This window comes from Lactococcus lactis (genome assembly GCF_029023865.1).
Classification (GTDB): domain Bacteria; phylum Bacillota; class Bacilli; order Lactobacillales; family Streptococcaceae; genus Lactococcus; species Lactococcus lactis.
Map to the genome: position 1 here is coordinate 2,401,843 of NZ_CP118969.1, position 19,547 is coordinate 2,421,389.

Below are 19,547 nucleotides of genomic sequence, written 5' to 3' on the forward strand. Positions count from 1 at the left end.
TGAACAACTAAAATATCCATTCTGTCAGTAAATTTTCACTTAAACTTTAGCTACTAGCAACTAATAATTCTGTCAGCAAAATTTCTCAATATTTACCATATTTTTGCGGACGACGTCCACGTTTTTTACCCTTAGCAAAAGCTTCAGCTTTACGTTCTTCTTCCAAATGTTCAAATTTAACAATTTTCAAAGGTTCATCACGTTTTGTCAATTTAACAACGGCTTCAGTTCTTGCTGTATGTGGGAACATGTCCACTGATTGGATGTATTCTACTTTGTAATAATTGGCCAAAACGACTAAATCTTTTGCCAAAGTTGAAACGTTACAGCTGACATAAACCATTTTTTCCGGTGGGAATTTAGTAATTGTTTCAAGCAATGCATCATCAAGCCCCGTACGTGGTGGGTCAACAATCATTGCAGTTGCTCTATGACCAGATTTGTTCCAATTTGGAATAATTCGCTCAGCTTTACCAATTTCATAGTGGCAATTTTTAAGCCCCAAACGTTTGGCATTTTCACGCGCATCAAAAATTGATTCTGGTGTAATATCCATTCCATGAACCGATTTTACTTTTTTAGCCACCGCAAAACCAATCGTACCTACACCACAATATGCATCAATGACACGGTCATCTTTTTTAGGATTCAAAGCCTTAACTGCTTCACCATAAAGTACATTGGCTTGCTCAGAGTTCAATTGGTAGAAAGCACGAGGACTTAATTCAAATTCATAATCCAAAACGCCTTCGGTAATTGTTTCTTTTTCATTGAATAAAATTTGTGTGCGTTCGCCATAGATTTCACTGGTTTTTCTTGGGTGGAAATTGACCGCAACCGTCACAATTTCTTCAAATTCTTCTGTCAGTGCTGACAACATTTTATCAAATTTAACAAAAGAATTTTTTTGACGTTTTGAAGGTTCTTCACGTAATTCAGGCCAAACTTGTCCGTCCAAAATAATTGGTGTTGAAGTCACAAAAATAATTTGTACTTCACCTGTTTTTTGTGAACGACGAACCATGACCGTACGAATTCCGCCGATTTTACGTTCATCATATACAGGTAAATCAAATTTTTCAATCAAACGGCAAATGTGATTGATAATTTCTTGGGTTTTGGGATCTTGAACCAAACAGTTATCTAGGTTAACCAAATGATGTGTTCCTTCTTGATAAAGTCCCGCAATCACTGTTCCGTCATTCAAACGACGCACTTGGAACTGCAATTTGTTACGATAACCAAGTGTATTTTCCATTCCCAAAGTTGCACGCAATTCATAATTACGCCAACCTGCTGGTTTATATTTTTCTAAGGCCTGACGCATAACATCACGCTTAAATTCCAATTGCATTGGATAAGAAAGATGCATGATGTGAGATTGACTCATTTCATGATAAGCTCTATCCTGTGGTTTCACACGGTTTGGTGATTTTTCAATAATCTTAACCAATTTTGCACGACTAAAATTTCTAGCATTTTCAGTAATTTCAACTAAAACTTCTTCACCTGGAAGTGCATAAGGAATAAAAACAAGTCGTCCTGAAATGACGCCAATTCCTTCCCCATTTATTCCCATTCGCTCGATTTCGAGTTGAAGTTTCTGTCCTATTTTTAAATTTATCATTTGTTAATTATTTTCCCTCTAGTTCGTCAATTAAATGACCATTTTCAATCCATTATAAAAAAATCACTAATAAAGGATTGTGTGATACACTATTATAACATTTCACAATTTCTTTTTGTAGTCTTTTTCTACTTGAATCCTAAAAGATTTGAACTTATTTTTTCATCTATGAATATTACTCTCCAAATAAAAAGCCTGACACTGTCAGACCTTTTATTTTTTCTTTAATTATTGTTTTCTACGTCTAAGTAAAAGAGCAAGTGGCGAAATAATCACTGCCATAATTCCTAGCAGAGTCAAAACAATTTGTGATTTTTGACTATCACCAGTACTTGGAAGAACATCTGTTGGCTTACTATCTTTTACAGCCTTAGCCGTAGGTGTTTTTGATTGATTATTAGATGGTTGACTTGGTTTATCTGGGTGAACTGGAGGAACGATAATTCCTGCAGGCACCTTATGATAAACGACAATTCTTTCAATGTCCGCTGTATCTACCGTAATTCCTGTCATTTCATCAATCTTAAGTTGACTTGCGATGTAATCTTTAATGATTGGCGAAAGAACTGCAGCAAATCTTCCACCATTATCAGCTGTCCAGTCACTATAAGTTTTCTCACCCGTCACTTTGTCAGTAGTGATTGTCCGACTAAAGACAATTGTTGCCTTATAGTTGTCAGCAGCCTTATCCCCATTATCATAAACATAATGAATGACTTCATTAACTGATTTATTTTCCGTCTCAACTACTGTGCCATGTTTTAGTCTCACAATATAATGTTGAGGGTCATCAGCAAATTTAGTTCCATCTTTTGGATAATCATCAGAAATTAATTCGTAGCCCTTATCTGTATAAGATTTAATCGTATCAGTCGTTGTATAACCTGAATCATCTCCAGTTCCACCAGACAAATCTTTTTTACTTAAAGTCTGTCCCGTTGTTTGGTCAATATAAGTAATATCAATAGTTCCTTGATTTCGAGTATAAACATAGTTTACAGTTTGGTCATTGACAGCATAATTTCCCGAAGTTGTTGCTCCATTTGAAGCCTTAAAGGTATAGCCTGGAATAGTTTTTTGACTTGTCGTATACGGAGTGTTAATATCACCACTTGTTGTTTCTGACGGAGCAATCGTGTTTCCTTGTTCATCCACATAATTAGCAATAACAGTACCTTGAGCTACCGTATAAGTAAAATTAACATTACGCAGTTGTTGCAAATTCATTTGGGCACCAGTTGAGGCAGCAATTGAGAAAGACATCGCCTGATTTGTTCCAATGAAAGAAGAAACATCTTCCGTCCAAGTTTGACCACCATAAGTAATTGACATTACTTTCGTCTCACCATTATAGCTCATTTTAAAGTCCACAAAATTATTATTAAACGGATCAGAAATTTTCTTACCAGTGGCAGCAATTGTCTTAGCTTGTCCATTCAAGCCATCAACAAATGCCCCAAAAGACTGACCTGAAAAATCTTTCGGGTCAGGTGTAAAGCTTGCTTCACCATCCTTATTGAAGTAAGTATCAAGCTTAAAGCCAAAGGCCCCCGGAACCCCACCAATACCCGCTGCACCACCAGGCGCACCTACAACGTTCGTATCTCCTGGGTGGAAAAGGAAACCGACACCATCAGCACCACCGCTTCCCTGTGATTTATCTCCTAAATTAATTTTCCCAGTAAAAGTAAAGTTTTGTGACATATCAACCTTAGTCATCAAGGTTACATTACACGCCTTACTTCCCTCGTTAGAGGTCAAAGTTTGCGTAAAAGTATCTGTATCATAAGGAAAGTTAGCGGCCGATCCGTTTCTTTGGAAATAATTTAAGAAGTTGGTTGGTAAAACTGTAACCTCTCTGGAAGTAGCGGCATAAACCCTCTGTATTTTAAAAGAGTTGGGGACGTTTGTTAAAACAACACCGCCACCCGCCAGAAGCGTTAAAGTTCCCATAGTTAAAAGAGCACTCGATTTTTTATTCATTTCTTCATCTCCGTCATATTTGTAGATTGTTTGTTATATTTTTACTACAAAAAGTGGAATATGTATGATATTTTGTATTTTAAATATTACATCATTTAAATCCTATTATTTTTAAAAATAATACAAACTGTATAATACCAACGTTTAAACGGTATTTTTCTATAAGTTTACAAAAATAATCATCTTTTACAAACAGGTTTATAAACTACACTTTCATTTCACGTAATTGTTTTACTACACGATTTATAAGTGACAATTTTTAATTAATTTCGTATATAATATAGACATGGGAAAAATCACTGCAATAAAAAAATTAAAACGACTTTACCGCGTCGATTTATCTGGATTTGATGAAGAAAAAATATATCTTTCTGAGGATACAATTGTTCACTTTTTTCTAAATGTCGATAAAAAGCTCGCTGATGCAGATTTAGAAGAGATCCAATCTTATGACCAATTTGCTCAAGGAAAATCGCTAGCACTCTACTACATTTCCTTTAAAATGAGGACAAGTTCGGAAGTAAGAAAATATCTTAGTGAACACGAAATTGACAATACTGACCAAATTGACGAGGTCATAAATGTTCTTACAAAAAACAATCTAATTAATGATAAAGCCTACGCTGAAAATTTTATTGAAGGAAAAATTTCAATGGGAAGCGCTGGCCCCTATCAAATTAAACAGAAATTAATAACGAAGGGTATTGATCCCCTTATCATTGACCAAGCGCTTTCTAACATTTATGATGAGGAAAAACAAATAGATGTTGCCTACAAACTTGCCGAAAAAACAAACAGAACTTATGGGCAAAGATTGACCCTAAAACAGCTGAAAGATAAAATTATTCAAAACCTAATGAATAAAGGTTTTACGTATTCTATCTCTTCAATTGCTTTAGAATCACTTGAATTAGAAACAGATGAAGAAAATGAGACCCAACTTCTCTACACAGCACTAGAAAAAGTTGCCAAACGCTACAATAAAAACTATGAAGGATACGAGCGAAAGCAAAAAGTAACACAGGCTTTGGCTAGAAAAGGCTTTTCATATGATGATATTAGCAGTGCATTGCGTGATTATACATTTCCAGAATAAATAAAAAAAGGCCCGAGAGGTCTTTTTTATTTATTCATACATCCTATCTCTTGAATCTCGTTAGCGAGCTAAAAAAAGAGGAGCCATAGCTCCTCCAGTTCACTTGGCCACTCGCCTATCTCCCAGGGGGCAACCCCCAAGTACTTCCGCCGTAGATGGACTTAACTTCTGTGTTCGACATGGGAACAGGTGTATCTCCATCGCAATGATGACCAAATCATTAAATGTTACCTTGAACATTCAAAACTAAATAACAATTCTTCTAACTTTTAAACCATAAGCATATTATATTTGACTCTTTTGGTAAAGTCCTCGAGCGATTAGTACTGGTCCGCTCCAAGTCTCGCAACTCTTCCACTTCCAGCCTATCTACCAGATCATCTCTCTGGGCTCTTAATTCTTACGAATGGGTAATCTCATCTTGAGGTGGGCTTCGCACTTAGATGCTTTCAGCGCTTATCCCTTCCCTACATAGCTATCCAGCCGTGCTCCTGGCGGAACAACTGGTACACCAGCGGTAAGTCCATCCCGGTCCTCTCGTACTAAGGACAGATCCTCTCAAATTACCTACGCCCGCGACGGATAGGGACCGAACTGTCTCACGACGTTCTGAACCCAGCTCGCGTGCCGCTTTAATGGGCGAACAGCCCAACCCTTGGGACCGACTACAGCCCCAGGATGCGACGAGCCGACATCGAGGTGCCAAACCTCCCCGTCGATGTGAACTCTTGGGGGAGATAAGCCTGTTATCCCCAGGGTAGCTTTTATCCGTTGAGCGATGGCCCTTCCATGCGGTACCACCGGATCACTAAGTCCTAGTTTCCTACCTGCTCGAGTTGTAGCTCTCGCAGTCAAGCTGGCTTTTACCTTTACACTCTACGATTGATTTCCAACCAATCTGAGCCAACCTTTGAGCGCCTCCGTTACTCTTTAGGAGGCGACCGCCCCAGTCAAACTGTCCGTCAGACACTGTCTCCCTGGCCGATTATGCCAGCGGGTTAGAGTAACCATAAGTCAAGGGTAGTATCCCAACAACGCCTCAATAGAAACTAGCGTCCCTATTTCAATGGCTCCTACCTATCCTGTACATGACTTACAGGTACTCAATATCAAACTACAGTAAAGCTCCATGGGGTCTTTCCGTCCTGTCGCGGGTAACCTGCATCTTCACAGGTACTAAAATTTCACCGAGTCTCTCGTTGAGACAGTGCCCAAATCATTACGCCTTTCGTGCGGGTCGGAACTTACCCGACAAGGAATTTCGCTACCTTAGGACCGTTATAGTTACGGCCGCCGTTTACTGGGGCTTCAATTCATACCTTCGACTTACGTCTAAGCACTCCTCTTAACCTTCCAGCACCGGGCAGGCGTCACCCCCTATACATCACCTTGCGGTTTAGCAGAGAGCTGTGTTTTTGATAAACAGTTGCTTGGGCCTATTCACTGCGGCTGGCTTTTACACCAGCACCCCTTCTCCCGAAGTTACGGGGCTATTTTGCCGAGTTCCTTAACGAGAGTTCTCTCGATCACCTGAGGCTACTCGCCTCGACTACCTGTGTCGGTTTGCGGTACGGGTAGATATGACTTTACGCTAGAAGCTTTTCTTGGCAGTGTGACATCAGAGAGTTCGCAACCGTAGTTGCTTCCCCATCACAGCTCAATGTTAAAGAGAAATGCATTTGACACATCTCACACCTCACTGCTTAGACCAGAATCCATTAACTGGCATCTCTTAGCCTACTGCGTCCCTCCATCACGATCATATCTAGTACTGGAATATCAACCAGTTGTCCATCGACTACGCCTTTCGGCCTCGCCTTAGGTCCCGACTAACCCAGGGCGGACGAGCCTTCCCCTGGAAACCTTAGTCTTACGGTGGATAAGATTCTCACTTATCTTGCGCTACTCATACCGGCATTCTCACTTCTTAACGCTCCAGCACTCCTCACGGTATACCTTCATCGCGGTTAAGAACGCTCTCCTACCATTTAATTAAATTAAATCCAAAGCTTCGGTAATATGTTTAGCCCCGGTACATTTTCGGCGCAGGGTCACTCGACTAGTGAGCTATTACGCACTCTTTGAATGATAGCTGCTTCTGAGCTAACATCCTAGTTGTCTGTGCAACCCCACATCCTTTTCCACTTAACATATATTTTGGGACCTTAGCTGTTGGTCTGGGCTGTTTCCCTTTCGACTACGGATCTTAGCACTCGCAGTCTGACTGCCGAACATGTGTATTAGCATTCGGAGTTTATCTGAGATTGGTAATCCTAGACGGACCCCTCACCCAAACAGTGCTCTACCTCCAATACACTTACATTTCGACGCTAGCCCTAAAGCTATTTCGGAGAGAACCAGCTATCTCCCAGTTCGTTTGGAATTTCTCCGCTATCCACAAGTCATCCAAACACTTTTCAACGTGTCCTGGTTCGGGCCTCCAGTGCGTCTTACCACACCTTCACCCTGCTCATGGATAGGTCACTAGGTTTCGGGTCTACATCATGATACTAAGTCGCCCTATTCAGACTCGGTTTCCCTACGGCTCCGTCTCTTCAACTTAACCTCGCATCATAACGTAACTCGCCGGTTCATTCTACAAAAGGCACGCTCTCACCCATTAACGGGCTCGAACTTCTTGTAGGCACACGGTTTCAGGTGCTATTTCACTCCCCTCTCGGGGTTCTTTTCACCTTTCCCTCACGGTACTGGTTCACTATCGGTCACTAAGGAGTATTTAGGGTTGGGAGATGGTCCTCCCGGATTCAAACTGGATTTCGCGTGTCCAGCCCTACTCAGGATACTGCTAGGTATAAGCGCTATTTCGTCTACGGGATTATTACCCTCTTTGATTAACCTTCCCAGGTTATTCGACTATAATGCTTAAGTCCACGTTGCAGTCCTACAACCCCAAGAAGCAAGCTTCTTGGTTTGCCCTTCTTCGCGTTCGCTCGCCGCTACTTACGAAATCGTTTTTACTTTCTCTTCCTGCAGGTACTTAGATGTTTCAGTTCTCTGCGTTACCTTTACATGAGCTATGTATTCACTCATGAATAACTGCTAGTAGCAGCTGGGTTTCCCCATTCGGAGACCTAGGGATCAATGCGTACTTACTGCTCCCCCTAGAATATCGTCGTTAGTCACGTCCTTCATCGGCTCTTAGTGCCAAGGCATCCACCGTGCGCCCTTATTAACTTTGCCATGATGATTTATAATCATCGTTTTTCAAGTATAAGTTTGTAAATTCTTTAAAATTCACAGCTTTTGGTTTATTTATCGTTATTAGATATTGTTATTTAGTTTTCAATGTTCAAGTGATTTTAACGTCTTGTCTGACAATGGAGCCTAGCGGGATCGAACCGCTGACCTCCTGCGTGCAAAGCAGGCGCTCTCCCAGCTGAGCTAAGGCCCCACAATCAAGAATTTGATTCTTGCTTAGGTTTATGACTAAACCCCTCAAAACTGAATAAAGTTGAATGCTCACGTCTTTGTATATATTCCTTAGAAAGGAGGTGATCCAGCCGCACCTTCCGATACGGCTACCTTGTTACGACTTCACCCCAGTCATCGGTCTTACCTTAGGAAGCGCCCTCCTTGCGGTTAGGCAACCTACTTCGGGTACTCCCAACTCCCGTGGTGTGACGGGCGGTGTGTACAAGGCCCGGGAACGTATTCACCGCGGCGTGCTGATCCGCGATTACTAGCGATTCCGACTTCATGTAGGCGAGTTGCAGCCTACAATCCGAACTGAGAATGGTTTTAAGAGATTAGCTAAACATCACTGTCTCGCGACTCGTTGTACCATCCATTGTAGCACGTGTGTAGCCCAGGTCATAAGGGGCATGATGATTTGACGTCATCCCCACCTTCCTCCGGTTTATCACCGGCAGTCTCGTTAGAGTGCCCAACTTAATGATGGCAACTAACAATAGGGGTTGCGCTCGTTGCGGGACTTAACCCAACATCTCACGACACGAGCTGACGACAACCATGCACCACCTGTATCCCGTGTCCCGAAGGAACTTCCTATCTCTAGGAATAGCACGAGTATGTCAAGACCTGGTAAGGTTCTTCGCGTTGCTTCGAATTAAACCACATGCTCCACCGCTTGTGCGGGCCCCCGTCAATTCCTTTGAGTTTCAACCTTGCGGTCGTACTCCCCAGGCGGAGTGCTTATTGCGTTAGCTGCGATACAGAGAACTTATAGCTCCCTACATCTAGCACTCATCGTTTACGGCGTGGACTACCAGGGTATCTAATCCTGTTTGCTCCCCACGCTTTCGAGCCTCAGTGTCAGTTACAGGCCAGAGAGCCGCTTTCGCCACCGGTGTTCCTCCATATATCTACGCATTTCACCGCTACACATGGAATTCCACTCTCCTCTCCTGCACTCAAGTCTACCAGTTTCCAATGCATACAATGGTTGAGCCACTGCCTTTTACACCAGACTTAATAAACCACCTGCGCTCGCTTTACGCCCAATAAATCCGGACAACGCTCGGGACCTACGTATTACCGCGGCTGCTGGCACGTAGTTAGCCGTCCCTTTCTGGGTAGTTACCGTCACTTGATGAGCTTTCCACTCTCACCAACGTTCTTCTCTACCAACAGAGTTTTACGATCCGAAAACCTTCTTCACTCACGCGGCGTTGCTCGGTCAGACTTTCGTCCATTGCCGAAGATTCCCTACTGCTGCCTCCCGTAGGAGTTTGGGCCGTGTCTCAGTCCCAATGTGGCCGATCACCCTCTCAGGTCGGCTATGTATCATCGCCTTGGTGAGCCTTTACCTCACCAACTAGCTAATACAACGCGGGATCATCTTTGAGTGATGCAATTGCATCTTTCAAACTTAAAACTTGTGTTTAAAGTTTTTATGCGGTATTAGCATTCGTTTCCAAATGTTGTCCCCCGCTCAAAGGCAGATTCCCCACGCGTTACTCACCCGTTCGCTGCTCATCCAGTCGGTACAAGTACCAACCTTCAGCGCTCAACTTGCATGTATTAGGCACGCCGCCAGCGTTCGTCCTGAGCCAGGATCAAACTCTCAAATAAAGTATTTAAGTCACCTTAGTGACTGGCTTGTCTTTCATTATTGATTGACAGATTTTTGATGTATCTTACTACATCACATGAGTCATTCTTCTTTATTCAGTTTTCAATGGTCTAGCTTATCGCTTCAAGACCCTCGTCTCTTGCGACAACTATTATATTCTATCAAACCTAACTAAACTTGTCAAGAATTAACTGTGACTTTTATACCTTTTTTTATCTTACGTTCGCTTTTTCCCTCCACTGTATTCGCTTTATTTCATGCCACCACTAGCTTTGACAAATTAAAAAAATTAGTCAAAATTGACTTATTTTTTTATTAATGTACCCAGATACTCATTAACATGACCATTCCTAAACCTACAACTGCGATAATCGTTTCTAGTACTGTCCAAGTTTTTAATGTTTGCTTGACATCTAAATCAAAGTATTCTTTAAACATCCAGAATCCTGCATCGTTAACATGAGATGCGGCAATTGAACCTGCCCCTATTGCCAAGACCATTAGTGCGGCTGTATTTGGAGAAGCTGATGCAAGCATTGGTTGAACTAAACCTGCTGCTGTTAAAGCGGCCACGGTTGCAGAACCTAAGGCTACACGTAAAATTACTGTGATGATCCAAGCAAGTAACAATGGCGAAAGTGGTGAATCTTTAAACATATTGGCGATTTGGACTGAAATCCCTCCATCAATAAGAATTTGTTTAAGAGCTGCTCCACCACCGATAACTAACAATAGCATCGCAATTGATTTAACTGAATCTGCAATCGATACTGCAATTTCAGAATTTTTCTTACGTTGCATCCAACCCATAGTAACTAAGGCAAAGAGTAGTGAAATAATCATTGCAGATACGGGATTACCAATAAACATCATCACATTTTCAACACAACTTGATGGGTAAGTGGTGGTCGTTACTACCTTTCCTGCTTTCATTGCACTTGTTGTTACTGCGGCAAAGGGTTTCCCATCATTAGTCGCGATAGAATAAATGGTGCTGATTGCCATTAAGATTACTGGCATTAATGCTGTCAAGATGGAAATTCCAAATCCTGGAGTTTCTTCTAATTTCCATTCTTTGATTTCACCAAAGGCGGATAGTTTATTTTTTACAACAAAGGCTTCTGGAACCCATTTTTTAGCAATTTTTGTGAAAACTGGACCTGCGATAATGACTGTTGGAATTGCTGCAATAATTCCGTAAAGGAGAACAGTTCCAGGATTTGCGCCTAGTACACCGGCAATTGCAATTGGTGCTGGATGAGGAGGTAAGAATCCGTGAGTTACTGAAAGTCCGGCTGCCATTGGAATTCCGAGATAAATCAAGGGAACACTTGCTTCTAAGGCGACGGCAAAGACAATCGGAATCAAGAGAACCATCCCAACTTCAAAGAAGAGGGCAATCCCAATAATGAAACTGGCAACCATAATTGCCCATTGAATTCTTTTTTTACCAAAACTGTTAATAAGCGTTTTTGAGATACGATAGGCTCCACCAGCATCAGCAATTAGTCTTCCAAGCATTGCTCCAAAACCAAAAACGATTGCTAACTCTCCTAATGAGCCTCCGATTCCGTTTTGGATTGAAACAGGGATTTGACCGAGTGGCATTCCAAGTCCTAACCCAACAAAAACCGCTACGACAATCAAGGACACAAAAGTGTTAATTTTAAATTTGATAATCATCAGGAGGAGGATTAAGACCCCAATTAAAAGTACAAGTAAATCAATCATATATTTTTTCCTTTCAAAAAATATTGAATATACTGTGTAAGCACGATTGCTGGCGCTTACAATTTGCTTTTAAAAATTAACTCAATACTTTTTTGTGATATATGGAAGTATTGAGTCTTTAAAGAATACAAGTTTATTTTTCTTCTTCAAATTTTCTTTGGAAATTGGCAATATTTTCATATTCTGCCAAGAGAGAGCGAGAAAGTCGGATAAATATTGGACTAATTTCTCGGTAAATTTCGAAATTTTTTGGATTGGGTTGGTAGGTTTCGTTTGTTCCTACCATCGTTTCGATTTCGCTGATATCTTCAATTAAGCCAAGGGCTTTTTCAGCCATAATAATGGCGGCTAAACAGCCAGCTTCTCGGCTCTCTGGCACATTGATTGGTTGTTCAAAAATATCTGCTAGAATTTGTGTCCAGAGTTCAGAGCTTGTAAATCCTCCTGTCGCTTGAATCATATTTAGGTCACCTACTACTTCAACAAGGCTAAGCGCAACCATATAAATATTGAAGATAACCCCTTCAAGAACAGATCTTGCCATATGACTACGATTATGTCCGTAGTTTAGGCCAAAAAATGAACCTCTGGCATTGGCATCCCAAATCGGTGCTCGCTCGCCTCCAAGATAGGGGTGGAAAAGCAATCCATCAGCGCCCGAGGAAATGTTTGCTGCAAGTTCCGTGACTTCATCAAAAGAAATTTTTCCATCAAAAATTTGGTCACGAGCTCAACGGAAAACATCTCCACCAGAGTTTACGGGACCACCGACTACCCAATGCTCTTTGTCTAATGCATAGGTAAATGTGCGTCCTTTTTCATCTGTTTTAGGTTTGTCAGTAACTACTCGAATCGCACCAGATGTTCCAATTGTGATGGCTGCAACACCCGGTTTAATCGCATTTACTCCCAGATTTGACAACGGACCATCGGCTGCACCCCAAATAAATTTGGTGCTGCTTTGAATTCCCATTTTCTTGGCATATTCGTGAGGAAGGTTTTCTTCTATCTCATAGGGTTCAACTACTTTAGGCAATTGACTTTCTTTGATTCCAGTCATCTCTAGCGCTTCTTTATCCCAATGAAGTTCAAATATATTGAAGATACCTGTACCTGTTGCGGTTGATAAATCCATTTTATTTGTTCCAAAAAGTCTTTGGAAAATGTATCCTTTAAGTTCCAAATAGTGGGCTGCTTTTTGATAAATATCTGGATGTTCAGCTTCTAACCAGATAAATTTAGATAAAGGAGCCATTGGATGAAGAGGCGTTCCGGTTCTTCGATAAATATCAAAACCATTTTTAGAGGCCTTAATTTGTTCGGTGTATTTTACTGCTCTTGTATCAGCCCAAGTGATTAATCTTGTAAGCGGCTGCCAATTTTCGTCAAAAGCAATTAGCGAGTGCATTTGTGTACTAAATGAAACGGCTAAAAGTTCATCTTCATCTTCTAAATTAATTGAAACTTCCCTGATTGTCACTAAAACTGCTTCAAAAATTTCTTCAAGAGATTCTTCTGCCATCCCACTAGCATCACGATAAAGGGGATAGGCTTGGCTACTACTTGCAACTATTTTTCCATTTTTCTCAAAAAGCACTGCCTTAGTTGCTGTGGTTCCTAAATCGACGCCTATTAAATATTGCATTTAGGCTCCTTTTCTTCTATATATTTACTGACAGACTTTAAAATTCTTTCATCATCAGTAGTTTTTTACTGACAGAAGTTTTTTGTCCTAGTTAGCTTACGCTTCTCATCTGTCAGTAAATTATTTTTGTTCTACGTCATGTCCGCCAAAGCCATTGCGCAAAGCGGCAACTACTTTTCCGGTCATGGTATCTTCTTGTAATGAGCGTTGACGCATCATTAGTGACAAGGCAATAACTGGGGCAGGAACGCCTAAGTCCAAGCTTTCTTCAACGGTCCATTTTCCTTCTCCTGAAGATTGAACATGACCGATAATTTGGTCTAGTTTAGGGTCTTTTGAAAATTGTTCTTGAGCAAGCTCCATCAACCAGCTTCGGATTACTGAACCATGATTCCATAATTTTGCAACGGCTTCATAGTCATAATCAAATGGTGACTCTTCTAAAATTTCAAATCCTTCAGCAATCGCTTGCATCATCCCATATTCAATTCCATTATGAATCATTTTCAAGTAATGACCACTGCCAAGTTTCCCTGTATAGAGGTAGCCATCTTCCATTGAGATTGCTTTGAAGATTGGTTCTATGATTGTCCAAGATTTTTCATCATCTCCACCAATCATAAAATTTCCGCCTTGACGAGCTCCAGCCATTCCACCAGAGGTTCCAACATCAAAAAATTTAATTCCTTTTTCTGTCAGTAATTTATTTTGTTCTAAATTATCTTTGTAATTAGAATTTCCACCGTCTATCAGAATATCTCCAGCTGACAACTTTTCAGAAAGCATTTCAATCGTTGAATTTGTAGGAGTTCCTGCCGGAAGCATCAACCAAACAATTTTGCTTGCTGGCAATTCTGTCAGTAAATTTTCAAGTGTGCTGACAGCGGTAATTTTGTCTGAGTAATCCTTAGCTTCCTCTACCGCTTTTGTATTTAGATCGTAAGCAACAACTTCAATCTCATGGTCAACGGCATTTTTCACAAGATTCATTCCCATTTTCCCTAAACCAATCATACCAAATTTCATCATTTTTTCCTCCGTGGCATCGCTTTCATTTTATAACTTTAGTATAAGTAATTTTTTTTCATTTGTCAACAATATTTTTTGTAAAATATTTTCTGATTTGTCAAAAAAATTTCAAGTTAGGAGTTTGGAATTTTTGAGAAATCGAGAAATCTTGAGTATCACTACTTATAACACGCTATAGTGAACTCCCTAGATACCTTATTACTCCGCTCTAGGTGTAACAACTAGCATATCTGTAAGTCAGTAAACTGACAACAGCTATCCTACGCATCGTTCGGTCCCAATAAAATGATAGTCAGTACATGAAACATTGTTTCGTGTTACTGGCTATGATATAATGTAGTCAATTAGAAGGAGGCTTGATATGTCGCGTACTTTAATCAGCCGAATCCGAAGTTATTATGATAACCTCAGTAAATCAGATCAGGCAATTTCTGACTATTTAATTGCGAATATTGATAGTGCAGCGAGGCTTTCAATTCAGGAATTTGCTCAAAAAACTCATGTCTCTACGGCTACAATTTCCAGATTTTCTAAAAAAATTGGCTTTAATTCCTTCCAAGAATTAAAACTCGCCATTCATGCCACTGACTCGACACGAAACGATGAATTTTTTAGCGAACTTTCACCAACTGACGATTACAAAGAAATACTGACAAAAAACTTCAACGGCAATATTTCATCATTAAATTCTACATTAAACCTTATCACTAACAGACAACTTGACCAAACCATGGAAATTTTGCTCAATGCCAGCACTTGCGGTTTTTTTGGTTTGGGTGGTTCAAACGCTGTTGCATTGATTGCTTTTCATAAATTTTTGAGAATGCCTTTGCACTGCGTTTATCATCAGGATTTTCATTTTCAACAAATGCAAGCTGCAAAATTAACGAGCGACGATTGTGCTTTTGTTATTTCACATACAGGAAAAAACAGAGATACAATGCACTTGGTTGAAATTTTGAAGAGTCGCGGGGTTCCAATTATTGCATTGACTTCTTTTGCGAGTTCACCTTTAGCTAAAGCGGCCGATGTCGCGCTAATTTCAATTTCTGAAGAAATTTCATTTCGACCTGAAGCTGTCGCTTCCACTGTTTCTCAAATTAGTTTGCTTGATGCCTTGTTTATGATGTACGGAATGAAAATGAAAAATGTTTCTGAAGGGACTTTATCTGAAATCCGAAAAGTCATTCGAGATTCCCGTATTTCCTAGAATTTATCCATTTATCTTATAGAAAGGATGTGATTTTATGGCATTTTCTAACACTAGACGACGCTACGCAAGTTTTGATACCGTTGCGTCAATTCCTGGAGAAGTCATTGATGCCTTTTGGTTTATTATTGACCATCACCTCAAGGGTGTTTTTCCACTAGAAACAATTATCAATTTTGACTTGGTTAATTCGGATAATTTACTTTCTATTCGTTTTTCTCAAGACAATAGTCCAACAACCATCCTCGTTGATTTTGGCTACCCTTTTAATCCTGAATGGCCTCTACACTACCGAGCCGTTGATAATATGGGACGCGAAACGATCATGACTGCAAGAGAAATGTAATGACAGAATTTTTAACAAAGCTGTCAGTAAATTTTTAAATAAAAAAATCTGTCAAAATTACTGACAGATTTTTTTAGATGTAGTAATACACAATTTCTGGAGGCACCCCAAAACGAATAGGTAAGAAAGTCAAACCAATTCCACGATTAACATACAATTTTGTTCGGTCATTGAGCTGATACAAACCAGCATCAGCACTACTTGACCCCTTATTGCGTAAACGCCAATTTCCTATCCGAATTTGCCCTCCGTGACTATGACCAGAAAGAATTAAATCAAATTCCTTAATTGTTTCCATGTCTAAAATAGTATCCGGTTCGTGAAGGGCTAAAAGCGAAAATGTTGCATCAATAGGCTCAAGTTCAAAATCAGGCCGTCCCTCACGCCAGTCATCAACCCCAGAAATAGATAAATTATCTTTGACAACTGATGAATTTTTCAACAGAACAAAACCAGCTTTTTCTAGAAACTCTTCAACAAACCTTGACGATTTTTCATCATCAAAATCATGATTACCAAGTATCGCAAATTTCCCAAGAGGAGCTTTAAGTTCTGACAATATCGTCAGTAAATCAGTCCAATCTCGATTTTTTGCCCAAGCAACCTTGTCAAATAAATCTCCAGAAAAAATAATTAAATCTGGCTGTTCATTAGCAATATTTCGAGCAAATTTTTTAAAACGACGACTAGTCGTGTGCCAAGCAAAGTGGGTATCGGTAAAATGAGCAATTTTTAAATTTTGTTTTTGAGCGATTTTTACATGTCTCACTTTCATCAAATGAGGCTCTATAAAAATTCCATAAATTAACAAACTTAAGAGCACTGCTCCTATTATCAATTCAATCATTTGTCCATTTTATCATAAATTCACTGACAAAAACATAGTATTAATCAAAAATACTTGATGAAGTTATCAATCTATTCTCTTTTTCTGACAAATTTCTGGTCAGTAAATTCGGACGGAACCGAGCTTTCTGTCAGTAAATATCAACTCTAATTATCAAATTTTTATACAAAAAAAGACCACCGAAGCAGCCTTTCATTTATTAGTTTTGGTCTTCAGCTACGAATGGAAGCAAAGCCATTATGCGCGCGCGTTTGATTGCGTTAACCACTTTACGTTGGTTTTTAGCAGATGTACCAGTCACGCGACGTGGCAAGATTTTACCACGTTCTGAGATGAAACGTTTCAAAAGTTCAGTGTCTTTGTAGTCAACGACTTCGATTTTGTTTGCAGCGATGAAGTCAACTTTTTTACGGCGTTTGAAGCCGCCACGACGTTGTTGTGCCATTTTATTTCTCCTTATATTATTTTTAGATGTCTGTTTAAAGCTTTCTTAGGATTACGACGTTATTATGAAAAGCCGATTCTGCTTTTCATAATAACTAGTAAGAGGGTTAGGAAATCCGCCATAGCGGTTTCCGTGAAATAATTAGGCGCTTTAGCGTCAATTATTTCACCCTATTAGAATGGAAGGTCATCATCCGAAATTTCCATCGGTGAGCTACCAAACGGATCAGCATCACGACCGAAATTCGGTGTTGCATTATTGTTATTCGTTTGTGGACGTGGAGTATTATTTGTAGATTGGCTAGGTGCAGAATATGAACCAGCAGAAGTTCCGCCTCCCATACCTTCACGAGCAGATCTACTTTCCAACATTTGGAAACTGTCAGCCACAACCTCAGTCACATAAACGCGTTGACCTTGTTGATTTTCATAGTTACGTGTTTGAATTCGACCAGTTACCCCAATCAAAGCTCCTTTTTTAGCCCAATTCGCCAAATTCTCAGCTTGTTGGCGCCAAATAACGCAGTTAATGAAATCAGCCTCACGTTCGCCATTCGCATTTTTAAATTGACGGTTTACAGCCAATGAAAATGTTGCGACAGCTTGATTTTGAGGGGTGTATCGAAGTTCAGGATCGCGAGTAATGCGTCCTACTAATACAACATTGTTAATCATGATGAACTTCTCCTTAGAAATGAAAGCTCTTAAGCTTCAACTTTAACGATCATATGACGAAGAATGTCAAGGTTGATCTTAGCAAGACGGTCAAATTCGCTCAAAGCTTCTGAAGTTGTTTCAGCTTCAAAAGTTGCGATGTGGTAGATACCTTCGCGGAAATCATTGATTTCGTAAGCAAGTTTACGTTTTTCCCAGTCTTTAGACTCAAGATTTGCAGCACCGTTGTCAGTCAAGATTCCATCGAAACGTTCAACGAGGGCAGCTTTTGCTTCTTCATCAATGTTTGGGCGAATAATATAAAGAATTTCGTATTTAGTCATTGATTTTTCCTCCTTTTGGACTAATGACGCAGGTTGAGTCCTGCGTAAGTTGTGAGTTTTTCCCACAGAGTTATATTCTATCACTTTTTTCTATTTTTAGCAAGAATACATTTAAACTTTCCCTCAGCAAAGAGAACTATTTTAAAATAAAAAATACCAACTAAAGAGAGTTGGCATAATTTATCTCATTCTTAGCCCAAAAAGGCTTTAAACATTGCATAAATAAGAAGGATAATCCCTAACACAATCCGATATTTCCCAAAGAAAGTAAAATCATGTTTTTTCACATAATCGGTCAAGAACTTGATGGCAACCATTGATACCCCAAAGGCAACTATACAAGCTACTAACAAGACCCCAAATTGTTCAAAACTTAAAGAATTCCCATTTTTGAAAAAGTGAAGTATTTTGATGAAACTAGCCCCAAACATAACTGGAATACCCAAGAAAAAGGTAAATTCTGCGGCAACTTCACGACTTACACCAATTAATAAAGCACCGACAATTGTCGCACCTGAACGCGATGTCCCTGGAAGTAAAGACAGCACTTGGAATAATCCAATATAAAGAGCGGCACGATAAGGCAAACGGTCAATATTCATTACGGAAAATTCATGGTTTGGTACCCACCGACGCTCAATGACAATAAATGCTACCCCATAAATAATTAACATGAAGGCAACAGGAACAAAATGGTAAAAATGTTTGTCCAACCAGTCATTAAGTGGTAAACCAATAATCGCTGCTGGTAAAGCCGCAATCAAAACTTTCAACCACAAACGCCAAGTTAATTGAATTTCACGTGGGGTTTTTTGTTTGTCAGCTGGATTTAACTTATTAAATGGATTCAGTTTATGAAAATAAAGAACAACAACTGACAAAATTGCTCCTAGCTGAATCACAACATCAAACATTTCTTTAAAAGCTGCTGATTGATTAAGACGAATAAATTCATCAGCAATAATCAAATGTCCTGTTGAGGAAATAGGTAACCACTCAGTGATTCCTTCAATAATACCTAAAATAATGGCACGAATAAAATCCATATTTTGCTCCTAGAAAATTTCAGTAAAAAGACTGATTTTTATTGACTGACATAGCAGTCCTATCCTCATAAGTATATCATAAATGACAAATGAATAAACTTACAAAGAAAGTGATTATTTGTAATTAATTTTACATTCTCTTCCTTGACATCATCTTAAAATTGCGCTAGAATTACAAATAACACATCGATAGAGGTCGCAACTGATATGAATCTACGCCGAGTTGGAGCACAACAAAGACGCGTATATAGAGGAGGAGAGGTTGCCGAAAGAATTTTGTTGCTCAGCAAAGTTCTTGGGCTAGTGAGAAAAACTCACTAGACTGTCGCAAATGGTTAATAACCATGCGGAGGGCTATTCGTTCAAGAAAATTTTTAAAATTTTGTCGGACCTTTAGCAATCTATTCTATCCTAGTAGGATTGCTTTTTTTGTTTTTCTCAGACTTTTCTAAACTAAACAGGAGTAAGGTTGAGTCTGAGTCAAACAAGTCG

Annotated in this window: 12 protein-coding genes, 1 tRNA gene, 3 rRNA genes, 1 pseudogene and 1 riboswitch; of the genes and pseudogenes, 3 read left to right on the top strand and 14 right to left on the bottom strand. The window is 39.7% G+C overall.

The genetic code is table 11. The features are described from left to right. Positions 1 to 85 precede the first annotated feature (85 nt). Together rlmD and PYW37_RS12245 are read right to left on the bottom strand one after the other, a co-directional pair. On the bottom strand, positions 86 to 1,627 hold the full coding sequence (gene rlmD, locus PYW37_RS12240; RefSeq protein ID WP_003132635.1) for a 23S rRNA (uracil(1939)-C(5))-methyltransferase RlmD: 1,542 nt from the start codon (positions 1,625 to 1,627) through the stop codon (positions 86 to 88). Between the two features lie 228 nt (positions 1,628 to 1,855). After that, positions 1,856 to 3,610 carry a lectin-like domain-containing protein gene (locus PYW37_RS12245; protein ID WP_160321461.1) on the bottom strand — a complete coding sequence of 585 codons (1,755 nt, stop codon included), beginning with the start codon at positions 3,608 to 3,610 and terminating at the stop codon, positions 1,856 to 1,858. 286 nt (positions 3,611 to 3,896) lie between these two features. Between PYW37_RS12245 and recX the strand changes: the two genes are divergently transcribed. Beyond that, positions 3,897 to 4,706 (top strand): recombination regulator RecX, encoded by an 810-nt coding sequence (recX, locus tag PYW37_RS12250; RefSeq protein WP_023190243.1) that lies wholly within the window; start codon positions 3,897 to 3,899, stop codon positions 4,704 to 4,706. 101 nt (positions 4,707 to 4,807) lie between these two features. Here recX and rrf read toward each other — a convergent pair. The 7 genes and pseudogenes from rrf to gnd form a co-directional block, all read right to left on the bottom strand. After that, a 5S ribosomal RNA gene (rrf, locus tag PYW37_RS12255) occupies positions 4,808 to 4,923 on the bottom strand. 83 nt (positions 4,924 to 5,006) lie between these two features. Then, positions 5,007 to 7,907: ribosomal RNA gene (locus PYW37_RS12260) — 23S ribosomal RNA — on the bottom strand. Between the two features lie 138 nt (positions 7,908 to 8,045). After that, positions 8,046 to 8,118, bottom strand: a tRNA-Ala gene (locus tag PYW37_RS12265). A gap of 93 nt (positions 8,119 to 8,211) precedes the next feature. Continuing rightward, positions 8,212 to 9,758: ribosomal RNA gene (locus PYW37_RS12270) — 16S ribosomal RNA — on the bottom strand. The 16S, 23S and 5S rRNA genes sit together here with 1 tRNA gene alongside, the layout of an rRNA operon. Before the next feature lie 316 nt (positions 9,759 to 10,074). Continuing rightward, positions 10,075 to 11,490, bottom strand: a complete 1,416-nt coding sequence (locus PYW37_RS12275) for a gluconate:H+ symporter (RefSeq protein ID WP_044009591.1) — start codon at positions 11,488 to 11,490, stop codon at positions 10,075 to 10,077. Between the two features lie 133 nt (positions 11,491 to 11,623). Then, a pseudogene (gntK, locus tag PYW37_RS12280) lies at positions 11,624 to 13,135 on the bottom strand (gluconokinase). Between the two features lie 120 nt (positions 13,136 to 13,255). After that, a complete protein-coding gene (gene gnd / locus PYW37_RS12285; RefSeq protein WP_023190136.1) occupies positions 13,256 to 14,161 on the bottom strand; it encodes a phosphogluconate dehydrogenase (NAD(+)-dependent, decarboxylating) in 906 nt (301 codons plus the stop codon). 364 nt (positions 14,162 to 14,525) lie between these two features. Here gnd and PYW37_RS12290 point away from each other — a divergent pair, with 364 nt between their 5' ends. Next, positions 14,526 to 15,374 (top strand): MurR/RpiR family transcriptional regulator, encoded by an 849-nt coding sequence (locus tag PYW37_RS12290; RefSeq protein WP_012898662.1) that lies wholly within the window; start codon positions 14,526 to 14,528, stop codon positions 15,372 to 15,374. A gap of 37 nt (positions 15,375 to 15,411) precedes the next feature. Next, positions 15,412 to 15,720 (top strand): DUF960 domain-containing protein, encoded by a 309-nt coding sequence (locus tag PYW37_RS12295; RefSeq protein ID WP_017865196.1) that lies wholly within the window; start codon positions 15,412 to 15,414, stop codon positions 15,718 to 15,720. A gap of 73 nt (positions 15,721 to 15,793) precedes the next feature. Here PYW37_RS12295 and PYW37_RS12300 read toward each other — a convergent pair whose 3' ends face one another. From PYW37_RS12300 to PYW37_RS12320, 5 genes are all read right to left on the bottom strand, one after another. Beyond that, positions 15,794 to 16,567: a metallophosphoesterase gene (locus tag PYW37_RS12300; RefSeq protein ID WP_003131951.1), complete on the bottom strand. Its 774-nt coding sequence runs from the start codon at positions 16,565 to 16,567 to the stop codon at positions 15,794 to 15,796. Positions 16,568 to 16,766: 199 nt separating this feature from the next. Beyond that, complete coding sequence (gene rpsR / locus PYW37_RS12305; RefSeq protein WP_023190141.1) at positions 16,767 to 17,012, bottom strand: 30S ribosomal protein S18; 246 nt, start codon at positions 17,010 to 17,012, stop codon at positions 16,767 to 16,769. A 173-nt stretch (positions 17,013 to 17,185) separates the two neighbouring features. Further along, positions 17,186 to 17,686, bottom strand: a complete 501-nt coding sequence (locus PYW37_RS12310) for a single-stranded DNA-binding protein (protein WP_003131953.1) — start codon at positions 17,684 to 17,686, stop codon at positions 17,186 to 17,188. 29 nt (positions 17,687 to 17,715) lie between these two features. Next, positions 17,716 to 18,009, bottom strand: coding sequence for a 30S ribosomal protein S6 (gene rpsF, locus PYW37_RS12315; protein WP_003131954.1), 294 nt, complete (start codon positions 18,007 to 18,009; stop codon positions 17,716 to 17,718). A 191-nt stretch (positions 18,010 to 18,200) separates the two neighbouring features. Continuing rightward, on the bottom strand, positions 18,201 to 19,055 hold the full coding sequence (locus PYW37_RS12320; RefSeq protein ID WP_012898664.1) for an undecaprenyl-diphosphate phosphatase: 855 nt from the start codon (positions 19,053 to 19,055) through the stop codon (positions 18,201 to 18,203). A gap of 182 nt (positions 19,056 to 19,237) precedes the next feature. Continuing rightward, a riboswitch (Lysine riboswitch) is annotated at positions 19,238 to 19,420 on the top strand. The last annotated feature ends 127 nt before the right edge of the window (positions 19,421 to 19,547 follow it).

Coding starts and splice junctions, on each gene's coding strand:
- gnd (WP_023190136.1), bottom strand. CDS start 14,161: ATGAAATTTGGTATGATTGGTTTAGGGAAAATGGGAATGAATCTTGTG.
- PYW37_RS12295 (WP_017865196.1), top strand. CDS start 15,412: ATGGCATTTTCTAACACTAGACGACGCTACGCAAGTTTTGATACCGTT.
- PYW37_RS12245 (WP_160321461.1), bottom strand. CDS start 3,610: ATGAATAAAAAATCGAGTGCTCTTTTAACTATGGGAACTTTAACGCTT.
- PYW37_RS12320 (WP_012898664.1), bottom strand. CDS start 19,055: ATGGATTTTATTCGTGCCATTATTTTAGGTATTATTGAAGGAATCACT.
- PYW37_RS12300 (WP_003131951.1), bottom strand. CDS start 16,567: ATGATTGAATTGATAATAGGAGCAGTGCTCTTAAGTTTGTTAATTTAT.
- PYW37_RS12290 (WP_012898662.1), top strand. CDS start 14,526: ATGTCGCGTACTTTAATCAGCCGAATCCGAAGTTATTATGATAACCTC.
- PYW37_RS12310 (WP_003131953.1), bottom strand. CDS start 17,686: ATGATTAACAATGTTGTATTAGTAGGACGCATTACTCGCGATCCTGAA.
- rpsR (WP_023190141.1), bottom strand. CDS start 17,012: ATGGCACAACAACGTCGTGGCGGCTTCAAACGCCGTAAAAAAGTTGAC.
- recX (WP_023190243.1), top strand. CDS start 3,897: ATGGGAAAAATCACTGCAATAAAAAAATTAAAACGACTTTACCGCGTC.
- PYW37_RS12275 (WP_044009591.1), bottom strand. CDS start 11,490: ATGATTGATTTACTTGTACTTTTAATTGGGGTCTTAATCCTCCTCCTG.
- rpsF (WP_003131954.1), bottom strand. CDS start 18,009: ATGACTAAATACGAAATTCTTTATATTATTCGCCCAAACATTGATGAA.
- rlmD (WP_003132635.1), bottom strand. CDS start 1,627: ATGATAAATTTAAAAATAGGACAGAAACTTCAACTCGAAATCGAGCGA.